16 protein-coding genes are annotated in these 14,803 nt (G+C 59.3%); 14 read left to right on the forward strand and 2 right to left on the reverse strand.

Annotation, left to right across the window (positions count from 1 at the left end; translation table 11 throughout):
* Positions 1–2 precede the first annotated feature (2 nt).
* The gene (locus ABIE13_RS04085; RefSeq protein ID WP_354441395.1) at positions 3–1,016 is read right to left on the reverse strand and encodes a Bug family tripartite tricarboxylate transporter substrate binding protein; all 1,014 of its coding nucleotides are present in this window, start codon (positions 1,014–1,016) and stop codon (positions 3–5) included.
* Positions 1,017–1,067: 51 nt separating this feature from the next.
* Between ABIE13_RS04085 and ABIE13_RS04090 the strand changes: the two genes are divergently transcribed.
* Positions 1,068–2,114 carry a helix-turn-helix transcriptional regulator gene (locus tag ABIE13_RS04090; RefSeq protein WP_354441397.1) on the forward strand — a complete coding sequence of 349 codons (1,047 nt, stop codon included), beginning with the start codon at positions 1,068–1,070 and terminating at the stop codon, positions 2,112–2,114.
* 45 nt (positions 2,115–2,159) lie between these two features.
* Here the strand turns inward: ABIE13_RS04090 and ABIE13_RS04095 are convergent, their stop codons facing one another.
* Entirely contained in the window at positions 2,160–3,452 is a 1,293-nt protein-coding gene (locus ABIE13_RS04095) for an O-acetylhomoserine aminocarboxypropyltransferase/cysteine synthase family protein (protein WP_354441399.1), read from the reverse strand.
* 239 nt (positions 3,453–3,691) lie between these two features.
* Between ABIE13_RS04095 and ABIE13_RS04100 the strand changes: the two genes are divergently transcribed.
* From ABIE13_RS04100 to ABIE13_RS04160, 13 genes are all read left to right on the forward strand, one after another.
* Positions 3,692–3,964 (forward strand): oxidative damage protection protein, encoded by a 273-nt coding sequence (locus ABIE13_RS04100; RefSeq protein WP_354441401.1) that lies wholly within the window; start codon positions 3,692–3,694, stop codon positions 3,962–3,964.
* Positions 3,961–4,389, forward strand: coding sequence for a hypothetical protein (locus ABIE13_RS04105; protein WP_354441403.1), 429 nt, complete (start codon positions 3,961–3,963; stop codon positions 4,387–4,389). The genes ABIE13_RS04100 and ABIE13_RS04105 overlap by 4 nt, the downstream gene beginning before the upstream one ends.
* A 13-nt stretch (positions 4,390–4,402) precedes the next feature.
* Entirely contained in the window at positions 4,403–6,403 is a 2,001-nt protein-coding gene (mnmC, locus tag ABIE13_RS04110) for an FAD-dependent 5-carboxymethylaminomethyl-2-thiouridine(34) oxidoreductase MnmC (protein WP_354441404.1), read from the forward strand.
* 161 nt (positions 6,404–6,564) lie between these two features.
* Entirely contained in the window at positions 6,565–6,879 is a 315-nt protein-coding gene (locus tag ABIE13_RS04115) for a DUF2322 family protein (protein WP_354441406.1), read from the forward strand.
* Between the two features lie 350 nt (positions 6,880–7,229).
* Entirely contained in the window at positions 7,230–7,805 is a 576-nt protein-coding gene (locus tag ABIE13_RS04120; protein WP_354441407.1) for a sigma-70 family RNA polymerase sigma factor, read from the forward strand.
* 9 nt (positions 7,806–7,814) lie between these two features.
* A complete protein-coding gene (locus ABIE13_RS04125; protein WP_354441409.1) occupies positions 7,815–8,597 on the forward strand; it encodes an anti-sigma factor in 783 nt (260 codons plus the stop codon).
* 36 nt (positions 8,598–8,633) lie between these two features.
* Entirely contained in the window at positions 8,634–9,308 is a 675-nt protein-coding gene (locus ABIE13_RS04130; protein ID WP_354441410.1) for a DUF4336 domain-containing protein, read from the forward strand.
* Between the two features lie 264 nt (positions 9,309–9,572).
* Entirely contained in the window at positions 9,573–10,310 is a 738-nt protein-coding gene (locus ABIE13_RS04135; RefSeq protein ID WP_354441412.1) for a GntR family transcriptional regulator, read from the forward strand.
* 28 nt (positions 10,311–10,338) lie between these two features.
* Entirely contained in the window at positions 10,339–11,547 is a 1,209-nt protein-coding gene (locus ABIE13_RS04140; RefSeq protein WP_354441414.1) for a CaiB/BaiF CoA transferase family protein, read from the forward strand.
* Positions 11,544–12,323 carry an enoyl-CoA hydratase/isomerase family protein gene (locus ABIE13_RS04145; protein ID WP_354441416.1) on the forward strand — a complete coding sequence of 260 codons (780 nt, stop codon included), beginning with the start codon at positions 11,544–11,546 and terminating at the stop codon, positions 12,321–12,323. The genes ABIE13_RS04140 and ABIE13_RS04145 overlap by 4 nt, the downstream gene beginning before the upstream one ends.
* 240 nt (positions 12,324–12,563) lie before the next feature.
* Entirely contained in the window at positions 12,564–13,019 is a 456-nt protein-coding gene (locus ABIE13_RS04150) for a cupin domain-containing protein (protein WP_354441418.1), read from the forward strand.
* A 116-nt stretch (positions 13,020–13,135) separates the two neighbouring features.
* Entirely contained in the window at positions 13,136–13,999 is an 864-nt protein-coding gene (locus ABIE13_RS04155) for an amidohydrolase family protein (protein WP_354441420.1), read from the forward strand.
* A complete protein-coding gene (locus tag ABIE13_RS04160; RefSeq protein ID WP_354441421.1) occupies positions 13,996–14,757 on the forward strand; it encodes an SDR family oxidoreductase in 762 nt (253 codons plus the stop codon). The genes ABIE13_RS04155 and ABIE13_RS04160 overlap by 4 nt, the downstream gene beginning before the upstream one ends.
* Positions 14,758–14,803: the final 46 nt, after the last annotated feature.

Here is a 14,803-nt window from a genome sequence, read left to right on the forward strand (position 1 = left end):
CTTCAGTCCAGCTTGAAACCCAGCTTGCGGATCACTGGCGCATAGCGCTGCCCATCACGCACGATGCGCTCTGCCATGATGGCCGGACTGATCGCCGCAGCAGGCTCAAAGCCGAAGGTGCCAAGCTTTTCAATGACATCAGGCTGCCTCACGGCCCATTCGGCCTCCTGCGCCAAACGCTGCGCGATGGCCGAGGACATGCCTGCCGGCCCTGCAAAACCAAACCAGACCGAAAGATCCATGCCTTTGTAGCCCGACTCGTCCAGGGTGGGCACATCAGGCAAGGCGCCAAAACGCTTGGACGACGTCACGGCCAAAATGCGGGCCCTGCCGGTTTTCACAAACTGAACATACGGGGCCAAGCCGTCAAAAACCAGGTTGACGTCACCTGCAATCAGACCTTGCGCCACTTCCGCACTGCCTTTGTAGGTGATGCGAGTGGCGTCAATTCCGGCCAACTGGGCAAACTCTGCCTGCGCGATGTGGGCCAAAATGGCGGCTGAACCTATATTCAAGGTGCCAGACTGTGCTTTGGCCCGCTGCACAACTTCTTGAATGGTTTGTGCATCGCCTGGCCTCGTACTGCCAATCACCGTAATGGGCGAGGTGATTGCCAGCGCTACCGGGGTAAAGTCCTTGACCGGGTCGTACGGCAGTTTGTTGTACAGCGAAGGATTGAGCACAAACGTCTGGTCCATGGTCCAGATGAGGGTGTGACCATCAGGCGCTGCACGCTTGAGGTCTTGCACACCAATGATGGTGTTGCCGCCCGCCTTGTTGTCGATGAAGATCTGTTGACCAAGCCTGTCTGCCATCTTGCCTGCGATGAGGCGTGCCGTGGCGTCGGCTCCGCCACCCGCTACAAACGGCACAATCAGCCTGATGGGCTTGGCGGGCCAGGTCTGAGAAAAAGCGCCGGGAACAGCTAAGGCCGTGGCACCGGCAGCTACTGCTCGCAGCACGGCTCGCCTGGCTGGCGTATGCTTTGAGACTTGGCTCGCTTCGCGTATCGTCATGAAAAAACTCCTTTGCAGACGCAAAGGTAGCGCCTCGCCGGAGAATCCGCTATGCCGATCCGCTCACATTCTGTGCCGTTTGCTTCTATGCCGGCCATTCCTGAAGATGACTTCAACGCCACCATGTGGCGCTTGCAGGCCACGCGGCACGGCGGCTTGCCCACGCTGCGCGGTAGCCTGCACAACGCCCATTGGCCGGACGACGGCGGCCAGCTGACGCAACTTCGCCACACGCCCTGGGAAGGTGCTACCGCACTTTTCTTTGACTTTCGCTTGCAGCGCGACCTGCATATCCGCCTGGAGCCACAAGACGAGTTGCTACTGACTTTTTTTCTTGCAGGAGAAGTCAAGGGCAGCATCGGGGCAAGCCGTGGCCATTTGCGCTCACTGGACTTTCAGCGAGGCCGCGCACTGCTTCGCACGCCCAATCACGATGGTGGCTATCTGATTCAGGTCCCTGGCGCTTGCCGGAATGCCTTTGTGCAGTTTCGCCTGCGTCGCGCGCAAATACCCTTGTGGCTGCGCTCGCTTGGTGTCCACATCGACGTGCACCAGATGGAGCGCCTCATGCATCTGAACAACGGCACCGTTCTGTGCAACGCGGCGCTGACGGCAAGGGTACGGGCAGCCCTGGAGCGCATTCGCAGCCAGAAAGTGGAGGCACCGTCGTTCGCCCCCTTGTTCCAGGCACACTCGGTTGAGCTGCTCACGTACGTGCTTTTGGATCTCATGGAGCTATTGCGCCCTGCACGTTCCAGCACCAAAGCCGATGGGAGTACCGCGCTGCGCAAAGTGCGCAGTTGCATGGACGAAGCGCCCGCTCGAGACTGGACCGTGGCCGAGCTGGCTGCCGAAGCCGGTTGCAGCGAAGCCCAACTGCAGCGCAGCCTGCGGGCCAATACCGGGCAATCTGTACATCAATACCTGCGCAACGCGCGGCTTGATCTTGCCGCGCGTCTACTGCGCGAGACAGCCCTGCCCGTCCGCCAGGTCTCCGAAGAAGCCGGCTGGCAATGCCAGGGCCGCTTTGGCGCGGCGTTTCGCGAGCGCCACGGCATGGCACCGCTGGCATTCCGCCGTGTCGGCGAACCGAACTAAAAAACCTCAGTTCGCCAGGGCGGCGTGGCCCGACCAGTCCAGTTTTTACACTGCCGCCAGCGACTGCTCCAGATCGGCCAGGATATCGTCGATGTGTTCGATACCCACGCACAGGCGCACGGTTTCTTCTTTCACGCCAGTCTTGGCCAGTTCCTCAGGCGCGAGCTGGCGGTGCGTTGTGCTGGCTGGGTGCGTAGCCAATGATTTGGTGTCTCCGATGTTCACCAGACGGGTGAAAAGTTGCAGCGCATCGAGGAACCTCGCACCGGCTTCACGACCACCGGCAGCGGCTTTCACACCAAACGTCAGCAGACCGGACGCACGCCCTTTCATGTAGTGCTGTGCCAAGGCATGGTCTTCATGATCGGGAAGTCCTGCATAGCTGACCCAGGCCACTTTGTCATGTTTTTGCAGGAACTGCGCCACTTTCAAAGTGTTTTCGCAGATGCGGTCCATGCGCAGCGCCAGGGTTTCGATACCCTGAATGATCTGCCACGCATTGAAGGGCGAAAGTGCAGCGCCCATATTGCGCAGAGGCACGACGCGCGCCCGGCCAATGTAGGCGGCAGCACCCAGCGCTTCTGTATAGACCACACCGTGGTAGCTCACATCGGGTTCGTTCAGACGAGGAAAGCGCTCTTTATGCTCTGCCCACGGGAATTTTCCGCTGTCCACAATGATGCCGCCCAAGGTCGTTCCGTGGCCGCCCAGATATTTGGTGAGCGAATGGACGACGATGTCCGCGCCGTGATCGATCGGGCGCACCAGATAGGGTGAGGCCACGGTGTTGTCCACGATCAGCGGAACGCCATGCTTGTGTGCAATGGCGGCCACGCTGGCGATATCCGTCACGTTACCAGCCGGGTTGCCAATGGTCTCCACAAAGACGGCCTTGGTTTTGGCATCGATCAGTTTCTCGAAGCTCTGCGGATCGCGGTGGTCTGCAAAGCGGGTCGTGATGCCCAACTGCGGCAGCGTGTGTGCGAACAGGTTGTAAGTACCGCCATAAAGGGCGGTGCTGCTGATGATGTTGTCGCCTGCTTCGGCGATGGTTTGAATGGCATAGGTGATGGCTGCCTGGCCACTGGCCACGGTCAAGCCTGCAATGCCGCCCTCGAGCGCTGCCACGCGCTTTTCCAGCACGTCGCAGGTGGGGTTCATGATGCGGGAATAGATATTGCCCGGCACCTTCAGATCAAACAAATCAGCCCCATGCTGGGCGCTGTCAAAAGCGTACGCCACTGTCTGGTAGATAGGCACGGCGACCGCCTTGGTAGTGGGGTCGGGCTGGTAGCCGGCATGGACCAACTGGGTCTCAAATTTCCATGTTTCTGACATGTGAGTTCTCCTTTTCTTTCAAGTTTTAGTGTCGGGGCACAAAGCCACCTGCTCACAAAGGGGCTATGGCGGGCCGGCGTTCTGCACCGCTCGGGTAAAGTTGAGGGTTTGGAACACTGCCGGCGTCCGCCAATTCGGGTGCTGGTGTGAATTCTCATTGAAAATCCAGCAACTGCTTAAGTCAATTTAGTCAGTTGCTAATTACAACACCCACCAGCTTACGCGAGAGGCAGTAAAAAATGGCACGCATGATTCAATGCATCAAGCTCGGCAAGGAAGCCGAAGGCCTGGATTTCCCCCCTTACCCCGGCGAACTCGGCAAACGCATCTGGGAAAGCGTCAGCAAAGAGGCCTGGGCCGGCTGGCTCAAGCACCAGACCATGCTGGTCAACGAAAACCGGCTCAACCTGGCTGACCAGCGCGCACGCCAGTACCTTGCCCGGCAAATGGAAAACCACTTCTTTGGCACCGGTGCTGACCAGGCCATGGGCTACGTACCGCCAAGCGCTTGAGTGAACTTGAATCCAGTGGCTCAGAGCACCTGATCCCGGGCCTGCGCCGGCAGTATCACTTTCGGCCTGGTTCCAGCGGACTGCGGGCCTGGGATGTTCACAAGCTCATCCGGTTGGCACAGGAGCAAAATTTGCCCCTGCTGGAAGTACCTCTTTCCGAGATCCGCGAACTCGATGAGCCCTACTGGTTCGAACATGAAGGCACGCCGCCTACACCCCGTGCGATTGTGGAGCACATCAAGCTCATGGACGGCTGCCAACTCGACTGGCCCATCATCCTGAGCTCTGACGGCCGCCTCATGGACGGCATGCACAGGGTGGCTCAAGCTCTGCGCGAGGGGCGCACCCACATCCAGGCAGTTCGCTTCCTGGAAGACCCTGCCCCGCATTACGTGGGCGTGGCGCCAGAACATCTTCCCTACTGACAACGCAAGCCCCATGCAGCCGGAGAATCAGGACACAGTCGTCTGGCGTGAAGATGGCATGCCTGCCAACCCGCGCTTTGGCGACGTTTACCGCAGCCGTGGCTTGCAAGGTGACGCTGGGTGGTCACAGGCGCGCCATGTATTTCTCAAAGGCTGCGGGCTTGTGGTCGATGAAGGTACGAGCGAAAACACGGCTCCGACGGCGTGGGCACACGCTCCTCGTTGGCAGGTTCTGGAAACAGGTTTTGGTCTCGGCCTTAATTTTTTGGCTACCTGGCATGCGTGGACCAAAGACACCGCGCGGCCACAACGGCTTTTCTATAGCGCTGTGGAAGCCTGGCCGCCAGAGGCTGGCGACATTGTGCGCAGCGCAGCACCCTTCCCGGAGTTGATTCCGCTGGCGCAGCAACTGGCCGCGCGCTGGCAGGGTTTGCTTGCGGGCTTTCACCGCCTGGAATTCGAAGGTGGCAGAGTACAGCTCACCCTGGCCGTCGGGCAAGCGCAGCCCATGCTGGGTGAAATGACAGGTCAATTCGACAGTATTTTTCTTGATGGATTCCGCCCACGCCTGAATCCCCAGATGTGGGATCTTCACACCTTGAAGGCGGTCTCACGGCTAGCCCGTCGGGGCGCAGTAGCTGCCAGTTGGTGCGTGAAAGGCGAAGTACGCGAGCGGCTGATCACCTGCGGCTTTGTGGTGGAACGCGTCGCCGGACTGCCGCCAAAACGACACGCCTTGCGCGCCCGTTTTGACCCAAGCTGGCAACCCAAGGGGCGTGCCGAAGCACCCGCCCAGCCCCTCCCCGAAAAAACCACGCCGCGCCGCTGCGTCATCATTGGCGCAGGCTTGGCCGGAGCCTCCTGTGCGTACAGCCTGGCGCACCGAGGCTGGCAGGTCACTGTGCTGGACCAAGCCGCAGAACCAGCTGCGGGTGCCAGCGGCTTGCCCGCCGGGATTGTGTCGCCCCACGTTTCCCCGGACGACCGCCCGCTTTCCCGTCTGACGCGTGCCGGCGCCCAGGCCACTTTGGCACGCGCGCGTGCATTGCTGACAGAAGGAATTGAGTTCGCCGCCACCGGGGTACTGGAGCGGCACGCGCCCGGTGAACGCAGGCTTCCTGCGAGTTGGCCTGCGGAATCAGAAGCAGCCGCCATCCGGGCCACCACCTATTCAGCCACAGCCAACAAGACCATAGAAAAAGCGCATCAGGCTGGCGTGCCATTGAATGAATCTGACCTCGCGCTCTGGCATGAGCAAGCAGGCTGGGTCAGGCCTGCAGCGCTGGTGCGCCGCATGCTGGCGGCGCCGGGCATTGAATGGAAGGCGAATCAGATCGCACAACGAATTGAACCCGCCCCCTCTATCGATGCATCGGCCTGGCGCGTGCTGGACGAAGGAGGTGCGGTATTGGCTGAGGCTGATTTGATCGTCATGGCCGCAGGCTTTGACACACGAGCACTCGCGGGAGACATGTTGCCCTTGAACGCTTTGCGCGGTCAGGTTGCCTTTGGCCCCATGCCTGGCGGCTCTCATGACGCCGCACTACCCGTCTTTCCAGTCAACGGCCACGGCAGCCTGATCTCGCACCTGCCCATTCAAAATGGGGCCATGTGGGTCACGGGGTCCACCTTTGACCGGGGTAACCCTCGCGCAGAGTTGCACGAAGCTGACCACACCCACAACCGCGAACGCTTGGCAGAACTCCTGCCGCTCGCCGCCGCGGCAGTAGGCCGGCAATGGACAGATGGCCAGGCAAAAGCCTGGGCTGCAGTCCGTGCGACCCTCCCGGACCGCCTACCTGCAGTCGGCACCTGGGGTATCGCCACCGTTGCCGGAGGTGCGAGTCAATCAACGCAGACACCCCCACTGCAACTGTGCACGGGATTTGGCGCACGCGGACTGACCCTTACCGTACTGTGCGGTGAAATCCTGGCGTGCTGGCTTCACGGCGAACCCTTGCCGGTGGAGCGAAGTCTTGCTGAACGCCTGCGGGCGGGTAGATTCAATGCCTGAAGGTTCTGGAACTGCGATCAGAACTCTGACGACCGTGCCATCGCGTTGACAAACCCAAGCCCGGCCGCAAGTGTTCCCGTAGCGGACGCGGGGTCAAACGGAAACGTCACGCGCTCCGGCTACGATACGCACACTTGTTCAACCAATTCCCAAGAATTCTCATGGCTTTCGCCGACAACCTGCGTACCCTGCCTTCCGTAGCCCAAATCTCCGCCATCGAACTGCTGGACGATGCCGGCCAAGTGGCCGCAACAATTCCCAACCTGCCGGGCAAGGCCGGCTCTCTGGCGGTGTATGCGGCGCTGGTGGCCAAACACGGGAGCATCAACGTGGCGGCAGCAGAAGAAGGACTGAGCCTGTTTGCAGAACATACTGATGACGCCCGCAAGAATCCGGGCAACCATCCCAATATCGACAGGCTGCTTGAAGTGATCAAAAGCGGTAAGGGCTACCAAGCCAAGGTCATTGCGGGTTAAGCGCTCGACTCAGTCTTCCAGAAAATACTCAGAACGTTCTGAGTCGACTACCCAGGCGAGGGGTCAAGCCTATGCAGCCCTTTGCTATTTGCGAGGGTGCAAGGACAGCGTCGTCAGATAGGCCGCCATGTATTTGCCTGTCCTGCGCTTCGTCCAGCCGTCATTCATGACTTGGCCAGGCACCAGTTTCTCAGGGTCGGTTAACCAAGCCTGATGTCCTTCGTTGTCCAGATCGCTGAGGCGCTCACCTCAAATACTCACCCCAGGGTAACCAGATTCAGAAAAGAAGTAAAAAAAGTTGAATCCATTGTCTGGTTTCAGGCGTACAAGGTTCGGAACACAATGAACTTATGAACGCTGAATACTCCGACGCCAAGCTCATCGCTCTGCTTCAGCGCGTCGCGCTGAAAGACGAGGCGGCCCTTAAGTCTCTGTACGACGCCTGCGCAGGCAAGCTGTATGGCTTGGCACTTCGCGTGCTCAGTCACCGTGAATCTGCAGAAGATGCGCTGCAGGACGCTTTCCTGACCATCTGGCGCATGGCCCCGGAATACAGTGCATCGCTCAGCCCACCCATGGCATGGATGGGCCTGATCGTACGCAGTCGTTCTCTGGATCTGATGCGTCGGCGCGTTGCGGCGCGCTCTCACCTCACGCAGGAGTTAGACGCAGATCTGGCTGACACCCTGCAAACCGATGACCCTACGCCCATGGACATCGCAGAGGCCAGCGAGCAAGCCTGGGCCTTGAATCAATGCCTGAGCCGCATGGAGAGCAAGCAATGCGAGCTGGTCAAACTGGCTTATATGCGCGACTTGAGCCACAGTGAACTCGCGGCCCATACGCAGCTTCCCCTTGGCACGGTTAAAACCTGGATCCGCCGAGGCCTGGATCAACTGCGCCTGTGCATGGCTCGTTTCGCGTAGAGGCCATTCATGAAGATTCACCAGCATCCCGAATTGTTGGAGCGTCTGGCCGCCAGCTATGCCCTGGGCACGCTGCGCGGCCCAGCACGCCGCCGTTTTGAAACCATCGCACGTGAGCAGGCTGCCGTACGCGCAGCAGCTCTCGTCTGGCAAAGCCGAATGTCCAGCCTCAACGAACTACAAACCAGCGTCCAACCTGCACCCGCCGTGTGGACCCGTATCGACAATCTGGTTCGCGCCGATGTAGAGCAAGCCACCCAGGCTGACACGAAACAAGGTTTGGCACAAACCGGGGCCTCCGGCGAGGGACTGGGTGGCTGGCTGCGCAGCCTGACCTTGTGGCGAGTGGCTAGTGCAGTAGGTGCCGTCGCCACCGTGGCTGCTGTAGTGGTTGGTCTGAATCTGCGTCAAGAAATGGGCAGTGAAATTGCCAAGTTAAGAACCGCACCTTCCATTGAATATGTGGCCGTTCTGTCAGACGATAAATCCGCAGCATCCATGCTTGTGACCTTCGACCCCACGAGCAAGAAACTCACTTTGCAACGCGTAGGTAACTACCAAGAAACGCCCGACAAATCCCTTCAGCTCTGGGCCCTGTCTCCTACAGGCAACCCCAAATCACTTGGTGTGCTCGGCAACGACAAGCTAATTCGCCTGACCACCGGAGAAAGCGATGTAAGTGGTGTGCCCAGCTTGGCCATCAGCCTGGAGCCCAAGGGGGGAGTGCCCAGTGAGACTGGCCCTACCGGCCCCGTTCTATTCAAAGGGGCGGTGATTAAAAAGATGATGTGACCCGTTAAAGCACGTTCAAGCTGGCAAGATGGGACCATGCTCGAACCCATTGACAAGAACATCTGGCATGCGGTCCATCACTTCGTAGCTTACGGAGTTCCCATCACCTCACGCATGACCGTGGTGTGTCTGCCGGATCGCAAACTACTGGTGCATTCGCCCATACCCCTGACTGGCGAAATGCGGGCTCAAATGGACGCGTTGGGATCGGTAGCCTTTATCGTGGCGCCCAACCTGATGCATCACCTGTTTTTGGGGCCACTGGCCAAAGCCTATCCTGCTGCTGAGGTGTACGGCCCGAACGGTCTCCGCAAGAAACGCCCCGACCTGGTTTCGCTGAAAGACCTGCCTGCGGCAGAGCACGCTCCATGGTTGCCAGATTTGGAGCATATGGCGTTCGAGGGTTTTCCTGCGGGTAAGGAATCGATCTGGTTTCACAGGCCATCTGCCACGCTCATCGTGACCGACTTGGTCCAATGTTGGCAAGATCCTCTCCCATGGAGAGCCACAGCGTATGCCCTCCTTTCCGGCGTACGCCACCAACTGGCCGTGCCGCGTACTGTGCGAGCGCTGGTCCGCGACAAGCAAGCTGCTGCCCGAAGTGCAAAGCGGCTGCTCGAGTGGCCTTTTACCAGAGTCATTGTGGGCCACAACTCGGTCGTTGAGACCGGCTCTCATGACCTGATGGCCAGTGCGCTCCAGGTGTTCTGAGCATTCCCTAGATGCGCGGCCTCAAATCATTGCAACCCGTAGGCCGGTCGTGAACAACCGCTTTTCACATTTGCTCTGAGCGGATCAGCTCGCTGAAAGGCGGCTCCAGACTTGACCGCCGGATTTGTCTTGTGGGGCTTGAAGCCAATGGGCTCTCAACGAATTGCCTTCAGAATACGAAACGAGCATCCGAAGTTTGAATTCATAACAAATTCAACAATGGATACGTAAATGTATATTGACACGGATACGGAATAAACTATCATGGCAACCATGAAGACAGCCAAGGCGCGCGCGCTCACCTCCACTGCCAAATCTGCAGCCCCCGCTGCAGATGAGAAGCAGCGCGAGACGTCGACGTTCGTGGCCTATAGCCGCATCAAACAGCTGATCCTCGATAACGAACTGGCGCCAGGCGCGCAGGTGCTGGAGCAAACATTGGCCGATCAACTCGGTCTGTCGCGCACCCCGGTGCGGGATGCGCTCACCCGCTTGTCGCAAGAAGGCTTGCTGGAAGTGGTGCCCCGCCACGGCATTCGGGTGCTGCCCATGTCACCAGATGACATGCGCGAAATTTATGAAGTGCTGATCGCACTGGAGCCCGCCGCAACTGAGATGCTGACACTTCGTCGCCCCTCCAAAGAAGAAATCGCCCCGCTGATCGAAGCGTGCGAAGCGATGGAGCAAGCGCTCGAAGACGACGACCTGCCTCGCTGGGCAACTGCAGATGCACGTTTTCACTCCTCATTGATAGGCCTCTGCGGCAACCGTCGCCTGGCCACCATGGTGTCAGGCGTTTGGGAGCAATCTCACCGCGCGCGGATGTTCACACTTCGACTGCGCGCCAAACCGGTGCAGTCCACACGCGAGCACCGCGAAATCGTAGAAGCCATTCTGGCCGGCGACGCAGCCAAAGCGCGCGACCTCTACCGGTCGCATCGTGAGACGGCAGCCAAAGGAATGATGAAGTTGATCGAAGACTTTGGCTTGAATCGCCTATAGGCCAGCGAGCCCTTAACCCCACAAAACGATGACCAACCCACCCTCCCCGCTGCCACTCCAAGGTATTCGCGTTCTCGACGTCAGCCAGGTTATGGCCGGACCCTTCTGCTGCATGCTGCTGGGCGACATGGGGGCAGACGTCATCAAGGTGGAGCCACCGGGAGTGGGGGATCAGACTCGCAAGGCCATGGGCTTTCGGCTCAAAACAGAAGACAGCCCAGGCTTCTTCGCACTGAACCGCAACAAGCGCAGTATTGAAATCGACCTCAAAAGCGAGGAAGGGCGCGAGGTTTTCTACAAGCTGGTGGAGTCCGCGGACATCATGGTCGAAAACAATAGGCCCGGGGTCACGCAGCGCCTGGCCATCGACTACCCCACCTTGCAGAAGATCAATCCACGGCTGATCTACGCCAGCATTTCGGGCTTCGGCCAGACTGGTCCGTGGTCGCAGCGGCCCGGGTTTGATCTCATAGCCCAGGCCATGTCGGGAGTGCTGAGTGCCACCGGCCTGCCGGGTGCGGAGCCTGTGAAGTGCGGCGTCTCCATTGCGGACCTGGGCTCCGGCATGATGGCTATGTACGGCATTCTTTCCGCCTACATAGGGCGACTTTCAACAGGCGTAGGACAGCACGTGGATGCCTCTTTGTTTGAAACCGCACTGACCTTGTCCATCTGGGAAACCACAGAGCTCTGGGGAACAGGCGTCACGCCCAAGCCATTGGGCACGGCCAACCGCATGAGCGCCCCCTATCAAGCGGTGAAAGCTCAGGACGCCTATTTCGTCATAGGCGCGGCAAACCAGAAATTGTGGACTGCACTGTGTCAACTGATCGGCAAACCCGAGATGCTCGATGACCCCCGTTATGCCAATAACGCCACGCGCCTGAAGCATAGGCTCGAACTGATTGCAGAGCTGGAGCCTGTGTTCCAGACGAAGCCCGCATCCTTCTGGGTTGAAGAGCTGCTCAAAGTTGGCATTCCTGCCGGCCCTGTCAATGATTTTGCGCAAGCACTCGCAAGTGACCATGCCATCGAGCGCAAGATGACCATGGAGATGGCGCATCCAGGAGAAGGCACGATTCGCTCGCTTGGCTTTCCCATCAAAATGAGCGATACCCCTCAACAGCTGCGCTACCCACCACCACTGCTGGGCCAGCATACGCAGGAAATACTGGCCGAGCTCGGATTTCAACATGATGCCTTGGCTACCCCAGCGAATGCGGGGGTGGCGTCATGACCAGCGGCCGCGTTACGCTCACCAGAACCGGCACCACGGCGCACCTGCTGTTTGATCGGCCCGAGGCTCGCAATGCACTCACATGGGACATGTACGAGCAGCTCCATGCCCACTGCCAAACGCTGAATGCAGATGAGTCCGTGCGTTGCGCGGTGCTCAGAGGCGCCGGGGAGCAAGCTTTCATCGCAGGCACAGACATCGCGCAATTTCTCGACTTCAAGACGCCGGAACAAGGCTTGCAGTATGAAGCCCAGGGCGAGAAGTACATCGCTGCGGTAGAGACCCTGCGCATGCCGACCATTGCCGTCGTGCAGGGCTGGGCTATCGGAGGTGGCCTCGCTATCGCTGGTGTTTGTGACCTGCGCGTAGCCACACCGGATTCGCGTTTTGGAATGCCCATTGCCAGAACACTCGGCAATTGCCTCTCCAACCGCAATTACGCACGTCTGGCAGCAGGTTTGGGCGCTGCGCGCGTCAAACGCATGCTGATGCTCGCCGACATGATAGGCGCGCAAGAAGCCTTGGAGTGCGGTTTTGTCAGTGAACTCATCGTGGCCGATCAGCTTGATGCGCGCGTAGAGGAACTCACCAAGCGTATTGCCGAACACGCGCCGCTCAGCATGTGGGCAGGCAAGGAAAGTCTGCGCCGGCTAGCTCATGAGGAAGATGCGGGCAAGGACGATGACCTGATTGCGCGCTGCTATGGCAGCCAGGACTTTCATGCCGGTGTCGCTGCATTTGTAGATAAGCGACGCGCCAACTGGGAGGGCCGCTGATGGTAAGTGCCCTCCATTCATAGCCTGATTTCCCCCTGACCGGCGGGCACCTCGCCGCCACAAGAGAAAAAACGATGAAACCTCGTGTGGACAGTTGCGCCTTGTCGATTTGGCACAGCTTCATTTCAGAGCGCCCCGGATCTCTGAGTTTCACGCTCGGCACGTGACAGAGCCTTTTACTGCACCCCATTGGCATCTTGCCGCAACACAAACCGTAAACCTGCAACCTGGAGAAAAGCAATGGCCCCCTACGACAAACAACATCTGACCGTCATTCGTGCTGGCGGTATTTCCACCGACACAACCTATGAGCCGCCGCTGCGCATCGGCTTCGGTATCAGTGACAAAACCATTGACAACCCCAACGCCACCATGGGACGTACCGTTCTTGTGCCAGGGGCCAAGGCCAATGCCACTCACTACCACTCCGTCAATGACGTGGTCTGGTACATCCTCTACGGAAAAATCCATTGCTGGTATGCGCGCCATGACGGCAGCGACCGCAAAGAGGTTGTCATGGAAGCAGGCGACTTTGTATACGTACCCAGCGGTGCGATCCATGTCATTTCCAACGCCTCGGAAACAGAAGAAGCCTCTCTGATCTTCTGCTATGTCGGTGTTCCCAACACCGACGCAGCCAAGACCGTGTGGCTCAGTGAAGACGGCAAGACCGTACTCGACAAACAAACCCACTGAAGCACAGGTCCAACCAAGGCTCCCAACCTTCGCTCCGCCGGGCGTGACACACGCCCGCGGGCGAAGACGCTGAAAACAGCTTGCCTAGCAAACGACAACCAAGCGAAAAAACTGCAATGTCTAGCACGCCCCATCGCGTCATCGACGTCCACCACCACTATTGGTGGCTGGGCAAACGCAGTCACCGCTGGCCCGCTGCGGCGGGCGACACGCTGCACCGCAGCTTCACACCCGAGGACTTTCAGGCCGCAATGAAGAAAGCCGGAGTGCATGCGGCGTTACTCATTCAGTCGCTGAACGATTATGACGAGACCAAGGAGTTCCTGGCCATTGCGGCGAAGGTGCCCCACATTCTTGGTGTGGTCGGCTGGGTTCCGCTGGGCGATGCCGATGTCACCGCACAGCATCTGGACAAGATGGAGCACGGCGAATTGCTGGTGGGCATTCGCCATCTGATCAATTTCGAGCCAGACCTCAACTGGTTGCTGCGCGACGGCGTCATCGCATCGATCGGTGAAATCGCTCGGCGCGGACTGGTGTTTGACATCGTGCCGATCAATGCAGTGCAGTTCGATGCGGTGCTGGACATCGCCGCACGTTATCCGCACATGTCAGTGGTGCTGGATCATCTGGCAAGGCCCCCGGTAGGACAAGCCGATTCGGTTGAATGGTCAGAGCGCATTACGCGTGCAGCGGCGCTCCCCAATGTGTCGATCAAGCTGTCAGTTGGTCTGGATGTGCTCATGGGCTGGACATGGTCTGTGGAGCAGCTACGCCCGTACGTGCATACGGTATTGCAGGCTTTCGGCCCGGCGCGTGTCATGGCAGCCAGCAACTGGCCGGTGTGTCATCTCGCCGCGGACTACAGCACCGTCTGGAATGGAATTCATGCGCTCTGCGCGGACCTGTCCGCCGCGGATCGCGCTGATGTACTTGGTGGAAACGCCATCCGAATTTTTAAACTGCGCAAGTCAATATGACCCTCTTCGATTTGAAAGGACGAGTGGCACTCGTCACCGGCGGTGGCCGTGGTCTGGGTGAAGCCATGGCCGCAGGCCTCGCGCAAGCTGGCGCCCATGTGGTCCTTGCTGGCCGCAGCACCCATGAATTGGAAGCGGCCGTTGCCGCGATCCGCGCACAAGGCGGCATTGCCAGCTATGTGATCGTTGACCTGATGCAGGATGGTGCGCACGAACAAGTGGTCAGGGACGTTGTGGCCAAAGCCGGCCGGCTTGACGTGCTGCTGCACGCTGCGGGCATGCAGGTGCGCAAAAATGCCATTGACATCACGGCAGACGATTGGGATCGGGTCACAGACATCCACCTCCGCACGGCATTTCTTTTGGCGCAGGCCACCGCACGGCACGCCATGGCCGAACAGGCAGCCGCCAAGATCATCTTCGTCGGCTCACTCACCTCGCACATCGGATTTCGTGGCATTGCACCCTACGCTGCAGCCAAGAGCGGCGTGGCAGGACTCGCACGCACGCTGGCGGCCGAGTGGGCCACATCGGGCATCAACGTCAACACCATCATTCCGGGCTACTTTCACACCAAGTTGACCGGCGATCTGCTGGCGGATGAGGAAAAGCACCGTTGGGTCATGTCGCGCATTCCCATGAACCGGCTGGGTGACCCCCAGGACCTCGCGGGTGCTGCAGTGTTCTTCGCCTCCACTGCTTCTGACTATGTCACTGGCGCAGAGATCCGCGTCGACGGCGGCTGGCTTGCCAGTTGAAAACAGAGTTCCCATTCACAACGCAACTCAGAATTTTCCTGAACAC

This window comes from Ottowia thiooxydans, from assembly GCF_040548795.1.
GTDB classification, from domain to species: Bacteria; Pseudomonadota; Gammaproteobacteria; order Burkholderiales; family Burkholderiaceae_C; genus Ottowia; species Ottowia thiooxydans_A.